This is a genomic window from Daejeonella sp. AP26 (genome assembly GCF_056680515.1).
Genome location: NZ_CM155286.1, coordinates 1,957,495 through 1,981,454 on the forward strand (window position 1 = coordinate 1,957,495; position 23,960 = coordinate 1,981,454).

24 protein-coding genes are annotated in these 23,960 nt (G+C 41.2%); 10 read left to right on the forward strand and 14 right to left on the reverse strand.

Features of this window, described 5'->3' with window-relative positions:
• Nucleotides 1-6 precede the first annotated feature (6 nt).
• Nucleotides 7-750, forward strand: a complete 744-nt coding sequence (gene surE, locus AC1MCB_RS08410) for a 5'/3'-nucleotidase SurE (RefSeq protein ID WP_479968301.1) — start codon at nucleotides 7-9, stop codon at nucleotides 748-750.
• Between the two features lie 27 nt (nucleotides 751-777).
• Here surE and AC1MCB_RS08415 read toward each other — a convergent pair whose 3' ends face one another.
• Both AC1MCB_RS08415 and AC1MCB_RS08420 read right to left on the reverse strand, forming a co-directional pair.
• Nucleotides 778-981 (reverse strand): KTSC domain-containing protein, encoded by a 204-nt coding sequence (locus AC1MCB_RS08415; RefSeq protein WP_479968302.1) that lies wholly within the window; start codon nucleotides 979-981, stop codon nucleotides 778-780.
• A gap of 29 nt (nucleotides 982-1,010) precedes the next feature.
• Entirely contained in the window at nucleotides 1,011-1,244 is a 234-nt protein-coding gene (locus tag AC1MCB_RS08420; protein WP_479968303.1) for a hypothetical protein, read from the reverse strand.
• Nucleotides 1,245-1,723: 479 nt separating this feature from the next.
• Between AC1MCB_RS08420 and pta the strand changes: the two genes are divergently transcribed.
• The gene (pta, locus tag AC1MCB_RS08425; protein WP_479968304.1) at nucleotides 1,724-3,817 is read left to right on the forward strand and encodes a phosphate acetyltransferase; all 2,094 of its coding nucleotides are present in this window, start codon (nucleotides 1,724-1,726) and stop codon (nucleotides 3,815-3,817) included.
• A 43-nt stretch (nucleotides 3,818-3,860) separates the two neighbouring features.
• The gene (locus tag AC1MCB_RS08430) at nucleotides 3,861-5,075 is read left to right on the forward strand and encodes an acetate/propionate family kinase (RefSeq protein ID WP_479968305.1); all 1,215 of its coding nucleotides are present in this window, start codon (nucleotides 3,861-3,863) and stop codon (nucleotides 5,073-5,075) included.
• Between the two features lie 19 nt (nucleotides 5,076-5,094).
• Here the strand turns inward: AC1MCB_RS08430 and AC1MCB_RS08435 are convergent, their stop codons facing one another.
• Nucleotides 5,095-5,391: a cupin domain-containing protein gene (locus AC1MCB_RS08435; protein ID WP_479968306.1), complete on the reverse strand. Its 297-nt coding sequence runs from the start codon at nucleotides 5,389-5,391 to the stop codon at nucleotides 5,095-5,097.
• Between the two features lie 171 nt (nucleotides 5,392-5,562).
• Here AC1MCB_RS08435 and AC1MCB_RS08440 point away from each other — a divergent pair, with 171 nt between their 5' ends.
• From AC1MCB_RS08440 to AC1MCB_RS08465, 6 genes are all read left to right on the forward strand, one after another.
• Nucleotides 5,563-6,759: a PAS domain-containing sensor histidine kinase gene (locus AC1MCB_RS08440; RefSeq protein ID WP_479968307.1), complete on the forward strand. Its 1,197-nt coding sequence runs from the start codon at nucleotides 5,563-5,565 to the stop codon at nucleotides 6,757-6,759.
• Entirely contained in the window at nucleotides 6,749-7,801 is a 1,053-nt protein-coding gene (locus AC1MCB_RS08445; RefSeq protein WP_479968308.1) for a response regulator, read from the forward strand. Before AC1MCB_RS08440 ends, AC1MCB_RS08445 begins: the two co-directional genes overlap by 11 nt.
• 80 nt (nucleotides 7,802-7,881) lie before the next feature.
• Nucleotides 7,882-8,859 carry a 2-hydroxyacid dehydrogenase gene (locus AC1MCB_RS08450; RefSeq protein ID WP_479968309.1) on the forward strand — a complete coding sequence of 326 codons (978 nt, stop codon included), beginning with the start codon at nucleotides 7,882-7,884 and terminating at the stop codon, nucleotides 8,857-8,859.
• Nucleotides 8,860-8,892: 33 nt separating this feature from the next.
• Nucleotides 8,893-10,257, forward strand: coding sequence for an oxygen-independent coproporphyrinogen III oxidase (gene hemN / locus AC1MCB_RS08455; RefSeq protein ID WP_479968310.1), 1,365 nt, complete (start codon nucleotides 8,893-8,895; stop codon nucleotides 10,255-10,257).
• Between the two features lie 33 nt (nucleotides 10,258-10,290).
• Nucleotides 10,291-10,686 (forward strand): group III truncated hemoglobin, encoded by a 396-nt coding sequence (locus tag AC1MCB_RS08460; protein WP_479968311.1) that lies wholly within the window; start codon nucleotides 10,291-10,293, stop codon nucleotides 10,684-10,686.
• Nucleotides 10,687-10,705: 19 nt separating this feature from the next.
• A complete protein-coding gene (locus tag AC1MCB_RS08465; RefSeq protein WP_479968312.1) occupies nucleotides 10,706-11,074 on the forward strand; it encodes a DUF488 domain-containing protein in 369 nt (122 codons plus the stop codon).
• 30 nt (nucleotides 11,075-11,104) lie between these two features.
• Here the strand turns inward: AC1MCB_RS08465 and AC1MCB_RS08470 are convergent, their stop codons facing one another.
• From AC1MCB_RS08470 to AC1MCB_RS08510, 9 genes are all read right to left on the reverse strand, one after another.
• A complete protein-coding gene (locus tag AC1MCB_RS08470) occupies nucleotides 11,105-11,953 on the reverse strand; it encodes a class I SAM-dependent methyltransferase (RefSeq protein WP_479968313.1) in 849 nt (282 codons plus the stop codon).
• Nucleotides 11,954-12,211: 258 nt separating this feature from the next.
• Nucleotides 12,212-12,913 (reverse strand): sulfite exporter TauE/SafE family protein, encoded by a 702-nt coding sequence (locus AC1MCB_RS08475; RefSeq protein WP_479968314.1) that lies wholly within the window; start codon nucleotides 12,911-12,913, stop codon nucleotides 12,212-12,214.
• The gene (locus AC1MCB_RS08480) at nucleotides 12,910-13,338 is read right to left on the reverse strand and encodes a FixH family protein (RefSeq protein WP_479968315.1); all 429 of its coding nucleotides are present in this window, start codon (nucleotides 13,336-13,338) and stop codon (nucleotides 12,910-12,912) included. The genes AC1MCB_RS08475 and AC1MCB_RS08480 overlap by 4 nt, the downstream gene beginning before the upstream one ends.
• Nucleotides 13,339-13,341: 3 nt before the next feature.
• Nucleotides 13,342-14,727, reverse strand: coding sequence for a cytochrome c oxidase accessory protein CcoG (gene ccoG, locus AC1MCB_RS08485; protein ID WP_479968316.1), 1,386 nt, complete (start codon nucleotides 14,725-14,727; stop codon nucleotides 13,342-13,344).
• A gap of 72 nt (nucleotides 14,728-14,799) precedes the next feature.
• On the reverse strand, nucleotides 14,800-15,678 hold the full coding sequence (locus AC1MCB_RS08490; protein ID WP_479968317.1) for a cbb3-type cytochrome c oxidase N-terminal domain-containing protein: 879 nt from the start codon (nucleotides 15,676-15,678) through the stop codon (nucleotides 14,800-14,802).
• Nucleotides 15,665-15,853: a hypothetical protein gene (locus AC1MCB_RS08495; RefSeq protein WP_479968318.1), complete on the reverse strand. Its 189-nt coding sequence runs from the start codon at nucleotides 15,851-15,853 to the stop codon at nucleotides 15,665-15,667. The genes AC1MCB_RS08490 and AC1MCB_RS08495 overlap by 14 nt, the downstream gene beginning before the upstream one ends.
• 38 nt (nucleotides 15,854-15,891) lie before the next feature.
• Nucleotides 15,892-18,018, reverse strand: coding sequence for a cytochrome-c oxidase, cbb3-type subunit I (gene ccoN / locus AC1MCB_RS08500; RefSeq protein WP_479968319.1), 2,127 nt, complete (start codon nucleotides 18,016-18,018; stop codon nucleotides 15,892-15,894).
• A gap of 105 nt (nucleotides 18,019-18,123) precedes the next feature.
• The gene (ccoS, locus tag AC1MCB_RS08505; protein WP_479968320.1) at nucleotides 18,124-18,282 is read right to left on the reverse strand and encodes a cbb3-type cytochrome oxidase assembly protein CcoS; all 159 of its coding nucleotides are present in this window, start codon (nucleotides 18,280-18,282) and stop codon (nucleotides 18,124-18,126) included.
• A complete protein-coding gene (locus AC1MCB_RS08510; protein ID WP_479968321.1) occupies nucleotides 18,279-20,714 on the reverse strand; it encodes a heavy metal translocating P-type ATPase in 2,436 nt (811 codons plus the stop codon). The genes ccoS and AC1MCB_RS08510 overlap by 4 nt, the downstream gene beginning before the upstream one ends.
• Before the next feature lie 293 nt (nucleotides 20,715-21,007).
• Here AC1MCB_RS08510 and AC1MCB_RS08515 point away from each other — a divergent pair, with 293 nt between their 5' ends.
• Nucleotides 21,008-21,499, forward strand: a complete 492-nt coding sequence (locus AC1MCB_RS08515) for a hypothetical protein (RefSeq protein WP_479968322.1) — start codon at nucleotides 21,008-21,010, stop codon at nucleotides 21,497-21,499.
• A 212-nt stretch (nucleotides 21,500-21,711) separates the two neighbouring features.
• Here the strand turns inward: AC1MCB_RS08515 and queD are convergent, their stop codons facing one another.
• On the reverse strand, nucleotides 21,712-22,074 hold the full coding sequence (queD, locus tag AC1MCB_RS08520) for a 6-carboxytetrahydropterin synthase QueD (RefSeq protein ID WP_479968323.1): 363 nt from the start codon (nucleotides 22,072-22,074) through the stop codon (nucleotides 21,712-21,714).
• Nucleotides 22,075-22,110: 36 nt separating this feature from the next.
• Nucleotides 22,111-23,919 carry a hypothetical protein gene (locus AC1MCB_RS08525; protein WP_479968723.1) on the reverse strand — a complete coding sequence of 603 codons (1,809 nt, stop codon included), beginning with the start codon at nucleotides 23,917-23,919 and terminating at the stop codon, nucleotides 22,111-22,113.
• Nucleotides 23,920-23,960: the final 41 nt, after the last annotated feature.

A 23,960-nucleotide genomic window follows, 5' to 3' on the forward strand; every position in this document is an offset into this window, starting at 1 on the left:
TTTATTATGAGAATACTGGTAACTAATGATGATGGAATTTATAGCCCGGGAATAGCTGCCTTAGCTCACGCCGCTATGATGTTCGGTGAAGTAAGAGTGGTAGCGCCTGATGTTGAGCAGTCGTCGATGGGCCATGCAGTGACTCACTCAAGACCACTTTCGTATAAAAAGTCGCCCATTGAATTCCCGGGAATTGAGGCTTACCGGGTGAATGGGACGCCAGCTGATTGTGTTGCTTTGGGAACCCATTTATGGGCAAATACCGACCTTGTGCTTTCGGGCATTAACATGGGGCCTAACCTGGGTAACTCCATGTGGCATTCAGGCACGCTGGCAGCAGCTAAACAAGCAGCTTTGTTGGGAATAAAAGCGGTTGCATTAAGCACTCCTGTAGGAAAAACCGAGCCCGACTTCAAGGCTTTAGAACCCTTTGTTCAAAAAACTTTGGCTCTTTTGAACGCGATACCTGATCGGGGCTTATATAATGTAAACTTTCCTGAGAATCCAAAAGGTATACGCTGGACCAGGCAATCTGTACGTCTATACGATGGCCATATTGTTCCCGGAACTGATCCGATGGGAAGAAAGCACTATTGGTTTACAGTAACTCCTCTTGAACCAGCGGAAGAAGGAACAGACCGGTGGGCAGTCGAAAATGGATATGTATCCATCACCCCTCTTCGTCTTGATCTGACCAACGAACGGGAATTAAGGAAAGCTATAGAGGAAAATCCGGCAGAGACCGTTTAAACACTTGCCAGCAATTCAGTATCCATATTAATCAATATCTAGTTTTTGGTAGTTAAATTTCCCTTTTATGTGAAAATTGAGATATCTGCCTTTTGAAATTGAAGCTTTGAACTCTTTATAAACCTTCTCGGGAACTTCATTATAGCAATAAACCAATCCGGATACGTATTTGATTGTAAGGTTTTCCGTATCTGGATTATATTTATAGGAAGAGATCACCGATGAGGGCATGGAAATATCTATAGATGATAATTATTTATTTAACGTGAGTTGTACCTCGCTACGGGGTGTAAAGCTTTACCGATTGCTTCTATTAATTGAGGATTAATGTCGTTCTCATCCATAACACTCCAATCGCCATCCTTTTGAACAATTACAAATGAGTCTTTCTCCGGAAAAAGAATTCTCCATCCTTGCTCTCCGTTATAATCTTCCGGCCGCGCATCCAAATTTAATTTAGTGTTTGTTAGCGGCTCAACAATTTTGATCCTCATGACTTTGTAATTAATGTTATTAAAAATATAATTTCAACCTTTAGAAAATGTGAAAATTAGCACACAAATGATATTTTAACAACCTTTATGAACTGGATTGGTTTAATAAAATTATTCTTCACAGCGCCTGGTATTTTCGGATATACAGCACTTTGATTTCCCTTACTATTGATTAGTCTGTTATCAGAACAAGCCCGGAGTAAGGCGGTTAGTTTTTATTGAATTTATAATTCACGAGTTAAATGATTTGATTTGCTGATAAACATCCCGTGAATTGATGACCATCGTCACGTCAACTTCTTATTTTGAACCGCACATTTGGCTCTGGAAAAAGACTGGCGTAGTTGCGCATTATTTTGTCGATTTACCAATAATAAAGGGACTTAAAGTATTTGGCACAGTAATATGTTCTTGATAAAATAAGTTTTACATTCTTACAATTGTAAAAGATTAACTTCTTTTACAGCAACCCTATATGCATGACTAAAAGTATTTTTATCGCTTCGGCCGAACCTCACTGTGGAAAATCCATAATCGCTTTAGGGCTTGTTAATATGCTGCTTGGTAAAGCGCAAAAGATCGGATATTTCAAACCCATTATCAATGAAGATGTAAAAGGCAAGAAGGACGTTCATATAGAGACTATAATGACCTACTTTGATCTTCCAATGAGTTATGATGATACTTATGCGTTTAACCGCCAGGAGGCTTTGCACCGCCTTGAGAACGCTGGCCAGGGTGAGATGATTGACATAATCATTAACAAGTATAAAAAGCTTGAGGAAAACTATGACTTTACTGTTATTGAGGGGAGTGATTTTTTGGGCGACGGAATAGCCTTCGAGTTTGAAGCGAATGTTGCAATTGCGAAAAACCTCAGTGCCCCGGCTATTATTGTCATTTCAGGTTCCGGAAAAACGACAGCCCAGATTGTTAACTCTGTACTCAGCCTTACACGCAGTTTTGAGCATCGCGAAGTACAGGTTCTGGCTGTGGTAGCTAATAAGGTGAATGAAGAGCAAATAAACGATGTGAAAGAGTTGCTGGCTACCCAACTTACCAAAGGAATCATACTGGCAGTCATTCCCATGGATAAGAGTCTGCAGAGTCCTACCATGAAAGAGATACACGAAAATTTGGGCGGTAAACTCTTGTTCGGTGAAGAATCTCTTTCTAACAAAGTAGATAATTTTATCACCGGGGCAATGCAAGTACCCAACTTTCTAAATCATATTGCAGAAAACGTTTTAATTGTTACCCCGGGTGATAGAGGTGATATTATCATCTGCGCGCTGCAGGCTAACCTTTCCACCAGCTACCCTAAAATTGCTGGAATAGTTTTGACCGCCGGATCAGAGCCGGAGGAACCGATCATCCGGCTTATTGATGGACTCCAAACTGTGGTTCCCATCATATCAGTAAAAACCGGCACCTTTCAAACTACTACACAGCTTGGAGCTATTCAATCTAAAATCACACCGGATAATACCAAGAAGATTGAGCTGGCCATCAATACTTTTGAAAAATATGTGGACATGCAGTCTCTAGAGGATAAGATTATTACTTTCAAACCTGAGGGGATTACACCCCATATGTTTCAATATCAGCTGACCAAATGGGCTAAAAGCGCAAAAAAACACATTGTTCTACCCGAGGGAAACGATGATCGGATTTTACGGGCAACAGCAAGATTGATAAATCAGGAAATTGTGGATCTTACCATTTTGGGTGATCCAAATGAAATTGCTACATCTGTAAAGCGACTCGGGTTGAATCTTGACTTAAACAAGATCCGCATTGTTGATCCGGCAGATTCTGAATACTACCACGACTATGTAGAAACGCTGTATGAATTGCGCAAAAACAAGAACGTTACTATGGAGATGGCTAGAGATTTGATGACTGATGTATCTTATTTTGGAACTATGATGGTTTTCAAAGGTCATGCAGACGGGATGGTTTCTGGTGCAGCACATACAACACAGCACACAATAAGGCCCGCTTTACAATTTCTGAAAACTAAGCCGGGAGTTTCTGTCGTATCATCCGTATTTTTCATGTGCCTGCCTGACCGGGTATCGGTTTTTGGAGATTGTGCCGTTAATCCAAACCCTACAGCTGAGCAATTGGCGGAAATTGCCATCTCCTCGGCGGAGAGTAGTCAGCGGTTTGGCATTGAACCTCGTATAGCTATGCTCTCCTACTCATCTGGTACCTCCGGAGAAGGCGAAGATGTAGAGAAAGTGCGTCGTGCCACAGAAATTGTAAAGCAAAAACGTCCGGATCTTAAAGTTGAAGGACCCATTCAATACGACGCAGCAGTTGATCCTGCCGTTGGTAGTCAAAAGATGCCGAATTCAGAAGTGGCCGGAAAAGCAAGCGTGCTGATCTTCCCCGATTTGAATACGGGAAACAATACATACAAGGCCGTTCAACGTGAAACAGGGGCGCTGGCCATTGGTCCGATGTTACAGGGTTTAAATAAGCCTGTAAACGATCTTAGTCGCGGTTGTACTGTTGACGATATTTTTAATACGGTGATAATAACAGCCATTCAATGTCAGGAAAGCTAGCAAGTACCGCAAGCAGGAGTACACTATTTTATTACGCACATCCATGAATATTTTTGTAATTAACTCAGGAAGCAGTTCCATTAAATATCAATTATTTAAGATGCCTTTTGAAAAGCCTGTATGCAGCGGCTTAATTGAACGCATAGGGCATGAAAACTCGTTTATCAAACATAAGGGGTTCATTGAAGGGAAGGAGTATTTAGTAGAAAAAACTCTCGAGCTTGCAGGTCATGAAGAAGGCTTAAACGAGGTATTGAGCCTGCTAACGGATCCTAACATCGGGGTGATCAAAGATCCGAAAGAAATTTACGCTGTCGGGCATCGTGTGGTGCATGGAGGCGAAGCGTTCGCCGCTACCACCTTCATAAGCGAAGAAATAAAGGATAAGATAAAAAAGCTATTTCCCTTAGCTCCCTTACATAATCCCGCGAATTACATGGGCATTGACGTTGCAGAAAAGATCTTCACAAGCGCAAAACAAATTGCCGTCTTTGACACTTCTTTTCATCAGACAATGCCAGAAAAAGCATATCGTTACGCTATTCCGAAATCTTACTACACTGATTTGAGGATCAGGTCATATGGCTTTCACGGTACCAGCCACAAATATGTTACCGAGCAAGCTATCTCATATCTTGAAAAACCTGATGCAAAGCTCATCACTATTCACCTGGGGAACGGCTGCAGTATGGCTGCTGTAAAGGGTGGCAGATCGATAGATACAACTATGGGATTCGGCCCGTTGAGCGGCCTTGTAATGGGCACCAGAAGCGGAGATATCGACCCGTCCATCATCTTTCATCTCATCAATCAGTTAGGCTATGACCCGGAACAGGTAAATACATTACTGAATAAAAGAAGTGGCATGCTCGGCATGACAGGCTTCAGCGATATGCGTGATATTGAAAGTGCAATTAAAAATGGCGACGATGAAGCAGAATTAGCAAGTGAGGTGTATGCATACCGTATTCAAAAATATATTGGTGCTTATGCAGCTTCTCTTAATGGTCTCGATGCTATCGTTTTTACTGCAGGAGTTGGAGAAAACGATATCAGCATGCGAAAGCGAATTTGTGAAAATTTAGACTTTTTGGGAATTATACCTGATCTTGAAAAGAATAATATACGCTCCGGAGAATTGAGAGACATCAGTGATAAAAAATCTAAAGTCAGAATCCTTGTCATCCCAACAAATGAAGAGCTTGAAATTGCCCGGCAGTGCGTAGAATTACTGGAAACGGGAAAACAAAACGTTTGAAACAATCCTAACGAAAGGTCTACACTTTGTCTTTAATCAATAGAAAAATGCTTTCTTCCAGGCCTGTCACCTCATGAGGCACGGAGGCGGGAATTTCTAGCGTGTCTAGCTCAGTAATTACGGTCGTGTTCCGCTCCATTTGAAATAGAATCGACCCTTTCAACACAATGATCAAAGCTGGAGTAGCACTTAGGTGTTTTTTTAGTACTTGCCCCTGCATTAATCCTATCGCAATTGTCATCTGTTTTTCTGAGTTACTTACGACTAACGTGGATGGCTTTTGTTCGCTGAATTGTAGATTTTTTAAAATATTCATAATTGCTGTTTTTAAACGGTTATGAATTGATCAACATTTGTCTGGAACATAGAAATCTTGGACTGTTGAAAGTTCCTATAATATACTAAAACGATTCCGTCAAATTAATAAGTTGCCCATAGTTAATTCTTTAACTACCGATCCTGCTAAAAAAATATAAATTTGCAGGGAATGAACGATGCCGCTTTATTAAATTCGATTATTGAGAATGCAATCGATGGTATAATAACTATCAACAAACAAGGACTAATAGATTCTATAAACCCTGCAGCCTGTGAGCTTTTTGGCTATACTCCTGATGAAGTGATTGGCAAAAATGTTAAAGTATTAATGCCAAACCCATATCGCGACCAGCATGATGAGTATCTGGCGCGTTATCAGCGCACTAATGAGCCGCATATTATCGGCATTGGCCGCGAAGTGCAGGGCTTAACCAAAGACGGTATAATTTTCCCTTTTCGTTTAGCTGTAAGTGAAGTCAGATTGGAAAATGCAGTTGTTTATGCAGGATTTATTCATGATCTCACTAAAGAGAAAGAAGCGGAAGAAAAAATTAAAAATTACGCCCTCGAACTGGAGAAGCTGGTGGAAGACCGAACAGCGACTTTACGCAGTATGGTGGAGGCTTTAGAAACGGCCAAAGAAGAAGTCAGCATTTCTCTTGAAAAGGAGAAAGAGCTTAATCAGCTCAAAAGCCGTTTTGTTTCCATGGCTTCCCATGAGTTTCGTACACCATTAAGCTCTGTACAGTTGTCGGCTTCGCTGATTGAGAGATATGCTCAAAATTTCGATAACGCGAATATCGTCAAGCATGTCAATAAGATTAAGAATTCGGTTGGCAACTTAACCGGAATTCTGAATGATTTCTTATCCCTGGAAAAACTAGAAGCTGGAAAAACACAGGCTTCCGTCAGTAAATTTGACCTGGTTAAACTTTCTGAAGAAATAACCGAAGAGATGCAGCTGATTGCTAAGCAAAACCAAAGCATTATTTATCAGCATACCGGCTTAAGCAGCAAAGTCATTCTAGATCAGAACCTCCTTAAAAACTGTGTCATCAATCTGATAGCAAACGCTATTAAATATTCCGGCGAAAACACCTTCATTGAATTCAACACCGAGATAACGGATACAAACTGTTCGATAACAATAAAAGATAACGGTATAGGCATTCCTGACAGTGATCAAAAATATCTGTTTCAGCCTTTCTTCCGGGCTCACAATACCGGTAATATTCCAGGAACCGGATTAGGTCTAAATATTGTTGCCAGGTACACTCGCCTGATGAATGGCCATATAACCTTCGAAAGCACTCAGAATAAAGGTACTTTCTTCACTATAACCTTTTCCCACAAGGATGAAAACTAATATTTTAATCATTGAGGATAATGATGATATCCGCGAAAGCACTGCGGAGATTCTTGAGTTGGCAAATTACAATGTAATTACTGCTGAGAATGGAAAAAAAGGAGTTGATTTAGCTCATAAACACTTCCCTGATATAATCCTTTGCGATATAATGATGCCAGAGCTGGACGGTTACGGCGTTTTGTACCTATTGAATAAAAACCCAAAAACTGCTTCAATACCTTTTATTTTCCTTACTGCTAAGGCAGAACGGCTTGATATGAGGAAAGGCATGGAGATGGGTGCTGACGATTACCTTACGAAACCATTTGATGATATGGAGTTGCTCAATGCAATAGAAAGCAGGCTTCATAAAAAAGATCAGCAAAAGGCTTTTTATAGTAAATCATTAGAAGATCTTAATTTATTTGCTTCACAGGGCAATGGCATCATTGAATTGAAAAAGATCATTGCTGAGCGAAAAATCCGGCTGATTAAGAAAAGGCAAATCATTTACTACGAAGGAGACGTGGCCGCCGGTATTTATCTGATCATTTCTGGCAAGGTAAAGGCGATTAAATTAAGCTCTGACGGGCGGGAACTACTTACCGGCATGTACGGACCGGAAGAATACCTCGGCATCCAGGCGCTTTTATCAAATGAGTCATACAACGAAACTGCGGAGGCCATAGAAGATACTACCATCTGCCTGATACCGAAGGACATAATCGAACAAATTCTAAATAAGTATGCAGATGTCGGAAGACAGTTTATCAAAATACTTTCAAACAATTTAATAGAGAAAGAAGAGCAACTTTTACAGCTTGCCTATCATTCTGTCAGAAAGCGCATGGCGCAAACACTTCTAAGACTCGCGTCACAGTCGGAGCCCAATAATACAACTTTGCGAGTTTCAAGAGAAGATCTGGCGGCGATGGCCGGTATGGCCACCGAAACGGTAAGCCGTACTTTAAGCGATTTTAAAGAAGAAGGCATTATCGAAAAAAAAGGCAGTAATATCGATATTCTTGATATGACGAAATTGCAGAAAATGAAAAACTGACAAGCATCACATTTCTATCTGACCTCACACATAGCAAGTAAGCACGCCTACCAGTAGATTTGAAGAAATAATCTGCTGAGATGAGAGTTGTTGCATACAGTATTAAAAACTTCGAAAAGGAACTTCTGGCTAAGGCAAACCAGAGGAAGCACGATATTACTTTAATATCGAATCCTTTAAATTTGCAAACAGCCCTCTATGCTGAAGGTAAGGATGCCGTTGTCGTCTTTACAAACGATGATTTGTCGGCCCCTGTTATAAACAAACTGGCCGACATGGGAATTAAATATATTGCCACACGATCCGTAGGCACCGAACACATCGATTTGGTGCAAGCCGAAAAAAGGCATATAAAAATTGCAAATATTCCTGCATACTCTCCGGAAGCTATCGCAGAGTTTGCTGTCACCCTGGCACTTGCTCTCAGCCGAAAACTGATCCCAGCAGTTGATCATACCCGTAAATATGATTTTTCAATTAATGAAAATCCGGGCTTTAATTTTCACGGAAAAACAGTGGGCATCATCGGATTTGGTCATACTGGACTTGCGACAGCATCTATTTTCAAAGGGTTTGGCTGTAAAATTTTGAGTTATGATAGTTCTTCCCTAACAAAAGCAACTCAAAGTAAGGCAGTTGGTCTGGATACCCTGCTCCGTGAATCCGACATCATTTCATTACACCTCCCACTGACTGCCGACACTCATCATTTAATCGATGAATCGGCTATCGCAAAAATGAAAAAAGGAGTTATGCTGATTAATACAAGCAGAGGTGGCCTGATCAATACAAACGAGGCCTTGAAGGCATTAAACAGTGGTAAGATTGGCTACCTGGGACTAGATGTTTATGAACACGAGAAGGAACTTTTTGGCGTTAATAATCCCGATAAAATTAAAGATCCATTGCTTGAACAGCTTGTAATGCACCCCAATGTAATTGTTACCCCACATCAGGCCTATTTAACAGTCGAAGCTTTGCATGAAATTGCATTGCAAACGATTTGCAATCTCGATCAGTGGCAGAAAAACAGTTCCTCGGGCAAAGCTTGTGCTTAATACCCTGATTACAAATTTCATAATTACTATTTAATGGACGTCCAGCATCTTATTGATAAATACAATGTTCCCGCTCCTCGTTATACCAGCTATCCAACGGTACCATACTGGAATACAGAGCCACCGGAAGTAAACGAATGGATTAAATCAATTCAATTATCTTTTAAACAAACCAATAATACTGATGGCATCAGTTTATATGTCCATCTGCCCTTCTGCGAAAGTTTATGTACCTATTGCGGATGTAATACGCGCATCACGAAGAATCACCAGGTAGAGGAACCTTATATCGGTGCAGTATTAGCCGAATGGGCCTTATATTGCAACATTCTTGAAAGGAAACCGCTGATAAAAGAAATACATCTGGGAGGCGGTACTCCCACATTTTTCAGTCATCAGAATCTTCAAAAGCTGCTTAAAGGTTTACTGTCTAAAGCAACGATCCATACAGATGCAGAATTTAGTTTCGAAGCACACCCCAATAATACGACTGAAGAGCACCTTCAAACATTATATAATCTCGGCTTCAGGAGATTAAGTTTAGGCATTCAAGATTTCGACCGCAAAGTTCAATTTGTAATCAACAGGATGCAAAGCTTTGAGCAGGTCCAATCAGTGACAGATAAGGCCAGGAGAATCGGTTATACATCAATAAATTATGATTTGATATACGGCCTTCCATTGCAAACAATAGAAGGATTAGAGAGTACTGTGAATCAAGTCATAAAACTTTTACCTGATCGAATCGCTTTTTATAGTTACGCCCATGTTCCCTGGATTAAGCCAGGGCAGCGCAGGTATACCGAAGAGCATCTGCCCTCTGTTGAAGCCAAGCAAAAATTATACGAACTGGGGCGCAGGATGTTCACACAAATTGGTTACGAAGAGATCGGAATGGATCATTTTGCGTTAAAATCTGACAGTCTTTACATGGCAGAGCAGTCCGGAAAACTCCATCGGAACTTTATGGGATATACCCATCATTACACCCGCCTGATGCTCTCTTTAGGGGTTTCTTCAATCAGCGATACATGGTTTGCGTTCGCTCAAAATGTTAAAAAGGTGGAAGATTATATGGAACTCATAAACAATGGTATACTCCCTATTTTCAAGGGCCATGTTTTAACTGACGAGGATCTTATTATTCGCAAACATATCCTAAATTTAATGTGTGCTGGTACCACAACCTGGAATGATAGTTCTGATATATGCGAGGCGCTGTTGGAAGGACTGGAAAGAATGCAGGAACTGGTTAAAGATGGTTTAGCAGAACTAACACCAAATTCATTAACCGTGACTCCCTTAGGGAAACGATTCCTCAGAAACATTTGCATGGCTCTTGACGCACGTTTGTATGCGAACGAACCAACTAAACAGCTATTTAGTATGGCGGGATAATTGTGGCCATCATCTCATCTAAAAATCTATAAAATGCACGAGCAACAGGATATATTAACGTTGGAAGATGTTAAGACATTGGTTGACACTTTCTACGACAAAATTCGGAATGATGCTTTACTGTCACCAATTTTTAATGAGCGTATCCAAGACCGATGGCCTGAACATCTTGAAAAAATGTACCGCTTCTGGCAGACTGTTTTGCTAGACGAGCAGACATACTCTGGAAGCCCATTTCAACCGCATGCTAAATTACCGGTAGATCACTCGCATTTTAAAGAATGGATGACCTTGTTTACCCAAACTGTTAACGAACTTTTTAGCGGACAAAAGGCAACAGAAGCAATCTGGCGAGCAGAAAAAATGGCACAGATGTTTGAATTTAAGATTGAGCACTATCGTAATAACCCATTTACAAGTATCCATTAGGTAGTTAAGAACTTTGATTATGTCTAAGGTCAATCTTAAACGTATCTACGCCCCCCCTGCAGAACAAGATGGCTTTCGAATTCTGATTGATAGATTATGGCCGCGGGGATTAACCAAAGAAAAAGCCCACATCGACAAGTGGATGAAAGAAATTGCTCCATCAACTAAACTACGCAGATGGTTCGAACATATGGACGAGAAGTGGGTGGCATTTTCAAAGGCATATGAAACCGAATTAAAGAGTTCTGAGCTTACCTCAAAAATACTGGAACTGATACAATCTCATAATACAGTAACTCTGCTCTATGCTTCAAAGGATGAAAAACATAACCATGGGATCGTACTGCAAGAGTTTTTAAATAGAGAGCTGGATAAGATCTCCTCCTAGCCAGCTCTCTATTTATAATTGCGTATCTGATCAGGGTTTTTCGCCAAAAAAGATTAGCGATCCCGAATCAAAAGCGACATTACCGTCAGGATATCTTTGAGTTATCATTTCAAAAACCTCTGTTTTTATTTTGTCTCTTAACGAGTCATCAGCTTTACTAAGGGCTGCAACTATCGGAGCACCAATTTCGGTCATCATATTCCAATATTGGTCCACAGATCCGGCAATTAGCTTTCCCCTTACCTCGGTCTCAACTATGTTCGTCAAGCCAGCCTGTCTGAACAAATGGGCAATTAAGCCGTTTTCAGAGCATCTGAACATACCCGGTGCTTCAGGTACCGGTGGCGGAAGTTCCATATTTTCATTGATGATGCCCATAAAACCTGTTACCCAGAAGTTTTTTTCAGGTACATCCCACACCGAGGTAGCTATTCGTCCCCCCGGCTTCAAAACACGCACCATTTCCTTTGTTGCCTGAAACATATCCGGGAAAAACATATAACCGAAACGACAACTGATTGCATCAAAAGTGTTGTCTTCAAATGGCAGGTTAGAAACATCAGTTACTATAGTTTCAAAATTTTCAATTCCACGCAGTGCGGCATTTTCACGCGCAACCTCCAGCATACCTTCAGATAAATCAGTACTGACCACCTTACCCGTCTTTAACATGGACGCAATTGTCAGTCCGGGCTCTCCTGTACCAGAAGCAACGTCAAGTACCAAATCACCTTCCCCTAGCTGCAAAAGCTTTATGATTTCATCGCCATGGGGCTTTAAAAAATCCATAGTAAGTTCATTCCATTTTTTCCAGCCCTGGGAAAACTTGTTCCATGATTCTTTTTGCTGTTCTCTGATTTCTTCAAGGTGCGCTTCCATAGCCTCAATTTTTACTATAAGTTTGAATCTAAAATCTCAAGGTTTTTTATGCAATTAACCGGAGGTCGAAACTTAGTACTTAATTTATAAAATAAAATGCACTAATTAAAATGCACCATCTAAGTGCTTGAAGTGCAGTAAACTAGGCGAGCCATTCCATAACAGCTTGAAAGGCACTCTTGAGATAACGACTAATAGATAATTCAAAATTCGTAGTCAGCACTAAAAATTGGCGTAAAGCAATTGGAAGCGATTAGCCTAATCCACCCGACAAATTGCCCCTTCCGTAGTAAGAGGTATTCTTGGAGATAAAAAAGGAATATCAAGTTCAGCGCCACGCAACAGAAACCAGATTCCCATGCAAAGTGTTAAATACGGCAGAACCTTTGAAAAACGAAGTTGCGCCCATCTTCTGAAAAATAATCCCGCGACTGCGGCGGTAAGCATCAGTGGAGTGGTTCCCAGACCAAAGAAAAACATGAACTCCGCCCCTCCGATAACTGAATTAGAGTTAACAGCTCCTGCTAATGCGAGATAAACCATCCCGCAGGGTAAAATGCCATTTAACATTCCCGCAAAGAAGCCACCGTAAGGCTTCACCAGGAGTTTTCCCATCCGGTTAGCTAACGGCCCAATTAATTTTAACTGAAACCGTTCGAAAGTAGTGATCCTCTTCTTTGAAAAATGAGTAAAGGCGATGATAATTAAAATGACACCTGTTATTATACTGATGCCTTGTTGCCAGCCTAAAAGATTGAAATTCTGACCAATCAAACCAAACAAGAGTCCGAAGGCCATATATGTCAAAATCCTCCCCGCCTGGTATAACAAGCGTTGAATAAGTGCAAACCAAACAGAGTATTGCGAAAGCGGCAACGACATTACAAGCGGTCCGCACATTGCTACACAGTGTAAACTTCCGAATAAACCGGTAAAGAAAGCAAGTGCGTTTCCATTCATGGCATTGTCATTTCACGTTCGACCATATACTCTTTACCATTACTGCTAAATTCAATAATCAGATTCCAGGGACCTTTTTTCAATTTGCTTGCCGGAACAACAAAACTGATTACTTCATTCATCTTTTCTTCAAACACCTGGTCCAGGTTCGAATCAGACGGACGTTTACAAACTAGTTTATACTTTGATGGCGACTTAAATAAAACAAGGAGGCCTTCCTCATTCACCTTGAAATCAGGAATCAAAGAATCCTTAACAGCCAATGTTTTTAGATCGTACACTTTGTCGTAAGCCAGGCCTTTTTCATAATAGTCTTTCTCAACCAGATCATCGTCTCCCCCCTCAATCACCATCTTAGTTGCCATAGCAAGTATGAAAACCATAAACATCGCCATTCCAATAATTACTTTTGTTCCCCAGTTCATACGTTAAAAATTTGGCGGCGCAATAAACGTTGTCTCCAGTTTTTCAATTACCTGTTCTCCGGAAATGACATTCAACTCGATATCTGATTTATACTTCTCCACTCCTTTTTGCGGGCGTACGATAAAAAACGTAATTTTATTACTCTGGCCTTTGTCTAAAGTTTCTGCTTTTTGAATGTATTCAATCTTTACCTGCGGATCTGCAGGTACAATCTTTAGATCAATATTGTGATTCGTTTTATTAATGATTTCTGCATTATAGAGATTGCTCACTGTCCCATCCTCGCGTAACTGGTATAACGTGCCTGCTGCTCGCAGCAGTGTCGTCTCGACATCCGTCCTTCTTATTAACAGGGTAGCTAATGCGGTAATCATAACCAGTAAAATAGCCGAATAAGCATATAATCGCTTACTAATTTTAAAAGGCTTACCTGTGGTGATCTCCTCTTCCGATTTAAACCCAATAAGCCTTATAGGGCGATTTACTTTGGTCATCACCATATCGCACGCATCAATGCAGGCCGTACAGTTGATGCACTCAAGCTGAGTTCCCTCGCGTATATCGATGCCCGTTGGACACACCTGAACGCACAAATTGCAATCTACACAATCCCCATGCAGATGCTCATTCCCTTTATTGATTTTCCCTCTTGGTTCGCCACGCTGATAGTCGTAACCGACAATCATGCTCTGCTTGTCTAACAGCACCCCCTGAAGTCGACCGTACGGGCAGATCACCGTACAAACAATCTCTCGTACATATGCAAATACAATGTAGAATAGCAAAGTGAAGATAACGATCGCGATAAATCCAGTGACATGCTGACTAACAGGCTGCCTGATGATCTCCAATAAGCTTTCCGTGCTGATGATATACGCCAGAAAAGTATTCGCAATAAAAAACGATATGAAGAGAAAAATGAAATGTTTAAGCCCTTTCTTGAAAACCTTTTCAGCACTAAGTGGCGAAGCATCCAGCCTTCTTTGTTTTATTGCATCCCCTTCAATCAATACTTCAATCTTTCGAAAGACCATTTCCATGAAGATGGTCTGCGGGCAGGCCCATCCGCACCATACCCGCCCGAATACAGCGGTAAACAGCACTACAAATACCAGGAAGATAAGCATGGCTACTACAAACAGGTAAAAGTCCTGTGGCCAGAATACTACACCAAAGAAAACGAACTTCCTTTCGAGGATATTAAAAAGGATGAGCTGCTCGTCGTTGATTCTTAAAAAAGGGCCGGCGAAGAGCAGGGCAAGAAGTACCCAGCTTGTTATGTTGCGATATTGATATAATTTCCCTTTAACTAGTTTAGGGTAGATCCATTGTCGCCCTGTACCTTCCGGATTTTTTATTTTATCCAACCTTACTCCTGCTTCTTCCATCTTATTTTTTATTTGCCTTAAGCATTCAGCTTAATGACAACTTTACAAGCTCCCACCTGATAGTAATTTAATCTAACTCTCTTTTTCACCCTGAGCAGCTTTTGCATTAGCTGGATTAGTTCCTTTTAATGTCATGATGTAATTAGCTACCTCCGAAATCTGCTTTGGACTCAAAGTTTTCTCCCAGGAGATCATTCCTTTCTCCGGCACACCGTATTTGATGGTTTTAAACACATTATTGATCTTTCCACCGTGCAACCAATATTCGTCTGTCAGGTTCGGACCAACCGTACCTTGCCCTTTGTCACCGTGACAAGCCACGCAATTTGCACTATATACCGCCTTACCACTTGATATCACCGGAGCTTCAGTGCTTATCACTACGGTGTTTTCATCTAATTTATTGGCCGAATTAGACAGGTAAAGTTTTTTCTGTTCGTCTGCTGCTTTCATCTCAGTCACATATTCCTGTTCCTGCGATGGTCCCCAATCTGCAACGTGGTATGTAATAAAATACATGATGCCCACAGCGATGCTACCGTAAAACAAGAAATTAAACCACCCGGGCACAGGATTGTCAAGCTCTTTAATGCCATCAAATTCATGTTCAATAAGCAGATCATGCTCCTCTTCTATCGGTCTGAGACCCAGTAGTTTATTAAAAATACTGGGCTTGTTCTTCTCAATAGCAGCCCATTCCTCATACTCCAGCTTTTTAACCGTTTGTACAACTGGTGACTGACTGGGAGCCGACAACTCTTTTGAAAGAATGTTAAAGGTATTGAGCAATACGAAGGCAAAAGCCAGCAACAAGATGGCAACAGCAAGGAAAACAACAACGAGTATCGTTACATACCTATTATTGCCTGTAGCTACAGCTTTAGTCGTCTCCTGCGCAAATGCGGGAGACGTCATCAGTAAAAAGACCAGGAAGTAGTTAAGCTTTTTCATACGTCTCGTCTTTTTGATCTTCATTTAACGGAAGGTTCCTCATATAAGCGATATGATTCTTATTCATTTTGATCAGTAACGCCGCTACTGCGACAAAGAAAATAAAGAATATCAGCAGGGAGGTGATCAGATAGATATCGTTCCCTGTCATTTTATCTACGAACTGCTTGAACATGGCTTGTTGTTTGGTATCTGTTATTGTTTAACGATTTCTTAATTATTCGCTGTTTTTCCTACTTTAATATCGGTGCCAAGGCGCTGTAAGTATGCTATGATGGCTATGATCTCACGGTCACTTTGCACTTTAATATTATCGCGCGACAAGCTTTGAGAAATAAGTTCCGCCTGCTCACGCAGATCTTTATTCGCAGTCTCGGCATAGCCTTCCGCATATGGAACACCCAGCGTTTGCATGGCCCTTATCTTGGAAGCAGTGGTTGTTGTATCTAGTTTCTGATCAATTAACCATGGATAAGGAGGCATTATACTTCCAGGAGACATAGTAGTTGGATCGAACATATGGTTGAAATGCCATGCATTCGAATACTTGCCACCCTGACGATGAAGATCCGGACCAGTCCTTTTTGATCCCCAAAGGAACGGGTGGTCGTATACAAACTCCCCTGCTTTACTGTATTCGCCATAACGTTCTGTCTCCGAACGGAATGGACGTACAGTCTGCGAGTGGCAGTTAACACATCCTTCACGTAAATAAATATCCCGTCCCTGAAGTTCAAGCGGACTATATGGTTTTACACTCGAGATGGTAGGAATATTTGACGATATCATAAAGGTTGGCATCATCTCGACCATTCCACCAATCAAAATTGCAATTAACGCAAGCACCATAAACTGAATAGGACGGCGCTCTAAAGTCCGGTGTATCGTTTTTTCAGAAGAATGGGGGGTGAACTCTTTAGTAAGAGCCATTGACTCCGCAGGTTCATTCGACAATAATTTACCGCCTGCCATGGTCTTGTAAAGGTTCCAGGTCATTACTATAACACCGGCCAGGTATAAGGCGCCGCCTATAGCCCTTAACGCGTGCATCGGAATGATCTGAAGTGTTGTTGACAGGAAACTTGGATATTTCAACAGGCCTTCGGGTGTGAATTCTTTCAGCATTAGCCCTTGGGTAAAACCCGCCCAATACATTGGTACGGCATAGAACAGAATGCCCAGCGTTCCAACCCAGAAGTGAAAGGAAGCCATTTTTTTGGAGTACAACTCAGTCTGGTAGATTCTTGGGATCAGCCAATAAAGAATAGCGAATGTTAAAAATCCATTCCATCCTAAAGCGCCTACGTGAACGTGAGCGACAATCCAATCAGAAAAGTGCGCTATCGCGTTGATCTCCTTAAATGAAAGCATAGGGCCTTCAAAGGTGGCCATTCCGTACGCGGTCAAACCAACCACCATGAACTTAAGAATGGCATCATCACGTACCTTGTCCCACGCACCGCGAAGAGTCAGCAAGCCATTGATCATACCACCCCAGCTCGGAGCAATCAGCATAATTGAAAAAACAATACCAAGTGATTGGGCCCAGCCTGGTAATGAGGTATAAAGCAAATGGTGAGGTCCGGCCCATATATAGATAAAAATTAACGACCAAAAATGTAGTATGCTCAGTTTATAAGAATATACAGGCCGGTTAGCCATTTTCGGAAGGAAGTAGTACATCATTCCCAGGTACGGTGTGGTCAAAAAGAAAGCTACCGCATTATGCCCGTACCACCACTGCACAAGTGCGTCCTGAACACCTGCATAAACATAATAGCTTTTAAAAAAGGAAATAGGCAGCTGCACCGAATTCACGATGTGAAGCACTGCTACAGTAACAAAAGTGGCAATGTAAAACCAGATAGCCACATACATATGCCGTTCCCGTCGCTTAATAATGGTACCGAACATGTTCCAACCGAACACTACCCAAATGATGGTTAAAAGAATATCAATAGGCCACTCCAGCTCTGCATATTCATGGGAGGTGGTTAAACCTAAAGGAAGGGTAATGACTGCCATTACAATAACCAATTGCCATCCCCAGAAATGGATCTTACTTAACTTATCGCTAAACATCCGGGCTTTTAGCAGGCGCTGCAGCGAATAGTAAACACCCATAAAAATGGCATTCCCCACAAAAGCAAAAATTACAGCATTAGTATGCAGGGGCCTTACCCGGCCGAAAGTTGTATACTGAGAACCGAAGTTCATCGCTGGAATTATAAGTTGCAGGGCTATAATGAGACCTACGGTCATCCCAATGACACCCCATACAATTGTAGCAATACCAAAGTTGCGCACAATCTTGTTGTCGTAATTGAATTTCTCAAGCATAAAAGTAAAGTAGTATTGTTTCCGGTGTAAAAATAGATTCAAGGCGTTCAGACTCGGATGATGTGAGCTTTATTGAAATGTGATCTTCATCATTTTTCAATACGCTTACGCTTTTTCATCGGGCTTATCGTCATCGAAAAGGATACGAATTGCAGGGGTGTGCATATCATCATGCTGCCCGTCCTTCAATGCCCAGAAGAAAGCAGCCAAAAAAAATAGCGCCATAATAATACTGCAGCCAATTAGAAAATAGATTATATTCATTTTAACGAGTTTTTGCGTGCATAATAATGGGTTGCCAGGCTGGTGAAGGCAATAATTGTAACGGTGCTTATCGGCATCAGCACGGCAGCCGTTAATGGTGAAAGCGTTCCCTGAACAGCGAAATAGACCCCAACTAAGTTATAAGACGCAGAGATCATAAAACTTCTCCTAATCGTTTTAATCGCGTATTTCGATTGGCGAATAAATTGAGGAATTTTTTCAAAAGATGCACCATCTAAAATTGCATCACATCCCGGTGTAAAGTTGTTTATGTCGTCAGTCACAGCCACTCCTAAATTACTTTGCTTTAAAGCGCCGGCATCATTCAGGCCATCACCCAGCATCATAACCATATTGCCCGAGCTTTGGAGGCTTCTAACATACTCCAGCTTATGTTGCGGACTTTGAGTAAAGTTAATAGATGTGCCCTCGGGAAAAATTGCAGTTAGCGCCTCCCGGTCATTCTCGTTATCTCCGGAGATTAAATGGAAATTAAATTTATCCTTTAGCTTTGAAATAAAGTTCTTCAACCCGGTACGCCATTGTTGCTTTACCTGGAAAAAGCCCCGGTAGTCTCCATCAATTGCGACATGCACGGTGGAAGAATTTTCGTTAATCCCGTTAGTCAACCCTACAAATAAGCTACTGCCTATCAGAATTGCATGCCCATCCACAAATCCGGAAATACCTTTACCAGCAATCTCGCGGTAATCCACAACATCAGAGAAAGCATTCGCACTTAGCCATTTTACAATTTCCCTGCTCAGTGGATGCGTGGAACTGCGCGCCAGGGAAGCTATCCGGTTGTTATCAATGCTGGATAAGTCACCCGAAAACGAAAGATTTACAGCATCGGGGGATGAAATAGTACCGGTTTTGTCAAACACCAGGGTATCTATTCTGGCCAACTGCTCCACTACATCGGTATTTTTCAGAAAAAAGCGATTCTTATCAAAAATACCCAGTACAGCAGAAAGAGTAAATGGAGTACTTAATGCCAACACACACGGACAGGCAACAATCAGGATGGCCGTAAACGCGCCCCAGGCTTTTGCGGTATCATCAACAGACATCCAATAGCCTGCAGAACCTATGGCCAGGAAAAAGACTACAATGCTGAAGTATTTGGCGATACTGTCGTTGAAATTCTTTATACGATTATCGGAGGCTCCAAAAGTCTCATTGTTCCACAAACGCGTTAAATACGACTGAGAGACCGGCTTAACAACTTCCAATTCGATTACCTCGCCCATTTGACGTCCCCCCGCATAGACAATCTCGCCCATTACTTTTTGAACCGGAGCTGATTCACCGGTTACAAAACTAAAATCAATATACCCCTCGCCTTTCATCAGAATACTGTCAGCCGGTATGATCTCGTTATTTCGGATAAGTATTCTGTCGCCAACATGTAGCTCGTTGATAGCTAAAGGCTTTTCGGCACCTTTTCTTATCACCGTAATTGCTACCGGAAAATACGAACGATAATCCCGTTCGAATGATAAATGATAGTAGGTTCTTTGCTTTACCCATCTGCCCATGAGCAATAAAAAAACCAACCCGCTGAGCGTATCAGTAAAGCCCGGACCGGTTTGCGTGATCACCTCAAATGCAGTTCTTAAAAATAAAACTGCGATGATCAGTGCCAGTGGTGTGTCAAGGTTGAACATTTTGTTTTTCAACCCCGCCCATGACGATGTGAAAAAATCACGTCCACTATAGAAAGTTACCGGAATGGCAAAAGCAAGGTTAAGCCAGGTAAACAGTTGTTTGAAATTTTCATCAAAAGATGATAACCCGAAATATTCCGGAAAACTAAAAAGCATTACGTTTCCCATGCAGAATCCGGCCACCGCAATCTTCTTGATAAGATCCCGGTTAACTGAATTCTTTTTCTCTTTTACGACGTCCTGTAAGGAAATTGAAGGCTCATAGTTGATTGAACAAAGCAGCTCAACCAGCTGACGTAAAGAAAGTTCTGTATGGCGAAAAGTGACAGATACTTCTTTTTTAAGAAAGTCTATCCTCGAATTAACAACTGCCTGATCCAGCTTATGTAAGTGCTCGAGTAACCAGATACACGAACTGCAGTGAATAGCAGGAATATAAAAAGTAATGACGGTCAGATCCTGGTCGGTGAAATCAACCAGCTGTGTGATGATCGAAGGCTCATCAAGATACTCGAAATGCTTACTCTGAGCTGGTTTACTTTGACCAGGATTATCGTTATAAAGGTAGTAATTACAAAGATTATTGGAATTTAATATCTGAAAGACACCCTGACAGCCAGCGCAGCAAAACTTTTTTTCTTCTATATGAAAACGAGTATCCTCGCATTCGGTGCCACAATGATAGCAATTGGTTATAAAGGAAGTGGTAACCGCCATATTTGATTCTTTAACTGCATCAAAGATGCTTGTTGAAAACCTCAATCAGAATGATCACAGTTTGACGATTTTGTGATCCGGATCATTCATTAAAAGATTTACCGGGGCTGTCACACTAAAATAGCAAAAAAAAATACGTTATACCTTATTTCAAACCTGCTCTTCCTTGGTGAATAACCTCTAAACCAGTACTCATGTAAGGCAGTCAGAATAACCTGAACAAAGATTCATAAGGCGTTTTCAGAACTCAGGTAGTTGTATGTATTCAATTTCCTCGGACGACATAAGATATATGTAATCTTATATAATCCATTTAGTGAGGCACATCATTTCGGAAGATGGAAAATCACTCCACCTTCGCAGACCAAACAGCAGATAAGATGAGCACTCCCGAGCACATACCTTCAAACATTTCAAAATTTATCAATGATAATAAGATAGCGGCAATTTGCTGTACAGACGAAAACAAGCAACCTTATTGCTTCCATTGTTTCTATGTTTTTGATCCGAAAAATAAGCTGCTGTTGTTTAAATCTTCAGAAAAAACCTTCCACGCTGGCCTGCTTTCAAAAAATCCAATTGTAGCAGGAAGCATTTTGCCTCAAAGAATAAAAGTGCTTGCTCTAAAAGGCATTCAGTTCACCGGGATTGCACTCTACTCCGACTTTCCTGATCAGCTAAGCCCGGAAATTTATTACCACAAAAGACTTCCCTTCGCCCTCAATAAGCCGGGAAAGGTGTATTGCATTCAGCTCCAAACAATCAAAATGACGGATAACAGTGTCCTGTTTGGAAAGAAGTTACTGTGGAATAAACCAGAGCGGGTTTAATACAGTCCTGACAGGTCAATCGAACGGCTCTTGTAATGGCGAAAATCTCTCCGGCCTGGATCATCAAAATACTTATTATAGACTCGCCATGGATGAAATAGAAAATGAAAAATATTCTTTGAAAACCGAAGAGATTCGCCGAAGCTTAAATAAAATGATACAAATGGATCGCTGACCCAAGATAGATTCAGGCCAGCAGATTGAGGATCTTTTTAATTCTTCGAACCTTCATAGATTACACCGGACGTGGGTGTTTCTTTCAACTCGATTCGTTTAAGGCCGGGGATCAAAGGCTTGATTTTATTCCATAGCCAAACAGCAAACAATTCAGCGGTTGGATTCTCTAAACCGGCAATGTCATTTAGATAAGCATGGTCTACAAGATCGATCACTGGCTTAACTTCCTTCTTCAGAGCACCAAAGTCCATTATCCAGCCTTCATCTGCGAGCACCTCCCCTTCTACATAGATGGTCAGGTGATAGGTGTGGCCATGAAGCCGCCTGCATTTATGCTGTTCGGGAACATTAGGCAGGAGGTGAGCGGCGTCAAAAGTGAATTGCTTAAAAATAATCACAGAGAGATATAATTAAAGACGTAATTAGTTTTTAAACTAGGAGACTTGCTTGATGGCAGCAACATCTGTGTAAAGCAATCTGAGCTTTGCTTCAGCCTCCGCCAGTTGCTTGTTCATTTTATCCATATAGTTTTCTGCCTGGTTGCTGATTGCTGGGATCAGTCCCCTGTAATATTCTATTCCCTGCAGCAGCTGATCTTTAAACTTGACAAAGTATTTAGCTTTCTTATCACTCAAATCATTCATATGGGTTTCAACATCCTTTCTTAGATATTCTATATACAAATTTAACTCATTAATAAACATATGGGGACGCTGCGTTTTGGGAAGCAGGTTAAGTTTTCCATATATGTGTTTCACCATTTCATCAAGAGAAAAGATTCCTGAAAAATAAGCAACATTAGGCCCGGGACAAATAGCTACAGCCTTATTTTCTTTTGGTTTCAGGAGCCCATGTCTATGGTAAACAGATGAGGTAAGACCCTCGCACAAACATATTTTTTCAACTATCTTTTCAAATTTCTCTTTATATTCCTGTTCGGGAAGTTGCTCTGTCTGTAGTTGCTTTATCTTCAGGTTTTGAAATTCACGTGAAGCCGTACATATTGGTGCAGGCGTGAATTCTGTATTAGAAACCAGGTACTTCTTAGTACACGGGCTTCCCGGCCGGCCCTTTGCAATCCGGTCTAACCTTTGCGATTCTGCGGTACTCTTACGGAAATTATTAAATGGTATTCCCAGTGGAGACGAACCACTTATATAAAAATCATCCTGCGATGCATCAACCAGGTTTGACATTGTTTCATTGTCAACGTTAGTGGCTTCGGGGACCAACAGAAATGGACTTCCCCATCCGGTTGCATCCATTTGATAATAGTCCATCAGGAAGCTATTTTCTTCGGCCGTTCCAATTCCTCCCTGTACGCTTATCCGCATATCAGGGACAGATTGAAGATTAACCCCTTTTGAAAGTAAAGCAGGCTCATATAATGAGTAAAGCTCTGCGATCATTTCATTTTTCTTCACCTTAAATTCTTCGAGTATCGGGCCTAATAGAAATCCATCCGTAGCAAAGGCATGTCCCCCGCAATTCAGTCCTGATTCAATCCGGAATTCAGACACCCACAAGCCTTTTTTAGCTAAAAACTTCGCCTGAATGAAAGCAGAACGAAAGTCGCTAACTTTTAGAATTACCTTCTTTTCAATATACCCTTCCTTCGATGGCAAAAAGCAGGTAAAGTTTTCAAGGTAACTATAAAGCCTTGGGTTCATACCTGCAGAAAGTACCACTGATGACCGGAGGTTACTTTGAGCAAAACCGCGCAATGCCGCCAACGCATCACTGTATTCTTCTGCCAAAGGTTCTTTACTAGCAGAGAAGTTCAGCTTATCCACCTTCGACATGATATTTACGTCTATTGAACCCGGCGTTATATCTTGTCTTAGTACATCCTGTAACATCGCCTTCAGGTTAGGGTCAGAAACCAAAAGCATCTGTTTGTATTTTAACTTTAATGCCGAGGTTTCAGGTAAAAGATCGAAATAACGGGTGATGTCTGAAAGAGGTTCAAAAGGCGAACTTCTAAGTGCCTCGAAATCTTCATGTACAAGTTTATCGATCAGGTTTAGATAAGCGGTTATCCGTTTAGCACGGCTGTCATGTTCCTTTAACTCTATGGGAATATAACCTTCGCCTCTTTTCTCTGCGTGAAATTTTCGCATTCTTTCAATCAGCATATCGTCTACAATGGAAGCAACTGAAGAAATACCAAACTTGGCTACCTTTAAAGGCGTATCAACCGAAAAACCAAGACCTAAAACCGGAATATGAAATGTATGACCCATCATTATTATATTTTACTCCGGCAAAGAAGAAAATAAATGAG

Bases quoted from the DNA above. Each gene is read 5' to 3' on its own strand.
- surE (WP_479968301.1), top strand. From the start codon at position 7: ATGAGAATACTGGTAACTAATGATGATGGAATTTATAGCCCGGGAATA.
- AC1MCB_RS08415 (WP_479968302.1), bottom strand. From the start codon at position 981: ATGCCCTCATCGGTGATCTCTTCCTATAAATATAATCCAGATACGGAA.
- AC1MCB_RS08420 (WP_479968303.1), bottom strand. From the start codon at position 1,244: ATGAGGATCAAAATTGTTGAGCCGCTAACAAACACTAAATTAAATTTG.
- pta (WP_479968304.1), top strand. From the start codon at position 1,724: ATGACTAAAAGTATTTTTATCGCTTCGGCCGAACCTCACTGTGGAAAA.
- AC1MCB_RS08430 (WP_479968305.1), top strand. From the start codon at position 3,861: ATGAATATTTTTGTAATTAACTCAGGAAGCAGTTCCATTAAATATCAA.
- AC1MCB_RS08435 (WP_479968306.1), bottom strand. From the start codon at position 5,391: ATGAATATTTTAAAAAATCTACAATTCAGCGAACAAAAGCCATCCACG.
- AC1MCB_RS08440 (WP_479968307.1), top strand. From the start codon at position 5,563: ATGAACGATGCCGCTTTATTAAATTCGATTATTGAGAATGCAATCGAT.
- AC1MCB_RS08445 (WP_479968308.1), top strand. From the start codon at position 6,749: ATGAAAACTAATATTTTAATCATTGAGGATAATGATGATATCCGCGAA.
- AC1MCB_RS08450 (WP_479968309.1), top strand. From the start codon at position 7,882: ATGAGAGTTGTTGCATACAGTATTAAAAACTTCGAAAAGGAACTTCTG.
- hemN (WP_479968310.1), top strand. From the start codon at position 8,893: ATGGACGTCCAGCATCTTATTGATAAATACAATGTTCCCGCTCCTCGT.
- AC1MCB_RS08460 (WP_479968311.1), top strand. From the start codon at position 10,291: ATGCACGAGCAACAGGATATATTAACGTTGGAAGATGTTAAGACATTG.
- AC1MCB_RS08465 (WP_479968312.1), top strand. From the start codon at position 10,706: ATGTCTAAGGTCAATCTTAAACGTATCTACGCCCCCCCTGCAGAACAA.
- AC1MCB_RS08470 (WP_479968313.1), bottom strand. From the start codon at position 11,953: ATGGAAGCGCACCTTGAAGAAATCAGAGAACAGCAAAAAGAATCATGG.
- AC1MCB_RS08475 (WP_479968314.1), bottom strand. From the start codon at position 12,913: ATGAATGGAAACGCACTTGCTTTCTTTACCGGTTTATTCGGAAGTTTA.
- AC1MCB_RS08480 (WP_479968315.1), bottom strand. From the start codon at position 13,338: ATGAACTGGGGAACAAAAGTAATTATTGGAATGGCGATGTTTATGGTT.
- ccoG (WP_479968316.1), bottom strand. From the start codon at position 14,727: ATGGAAGAAGCAGGAGTAAGGTTGGATAAAATAAAAAATCCGGAAGGT.
- AC1MCB_RS08490 (WP_479968317.1), bottom strand. From the start codon at position 15,678: ATGAAAAAGCTTAACTACTTCCTGGTCTTTTTACTGATGACGTCTCCC.
- AC1MCB_RS08495 (WP_479968318.1), bottom strand. From the start codon at position 15,853: ATGTTCAAGCAGTTCGTAGATAAAATGACAGGGAACGATATCTATCTG.
- ccoN (WP_479968319.1), bottom strand. From the start codon at position 18,018: ATGCTTGAGAAATTCAATTACGACAACAAGATTGTGCGCAACTTTGGT.
- ccoS (WP_479968320.1), bottom strand. From the start codon at position 18,282: ATGAATATAATCTATTTTCTAATTGGCTGCAGTATTATTATGGCGCTA.
- AC1MCB_RS08515 (WP_479968322.1), top strand. From the start codon at position 21,008: ATGGAAAATCACTCCACCTTCGCAGACCAAACAGCAGATAAGATGAGC.
- AC1MCB_RS08525 (WP_479968723.1), bottom strand. From the start codon at position 23,919: ATGGGTCATACATTTCATATTCCGGTTTTAGGTCTTGGTTTTTCGGTT.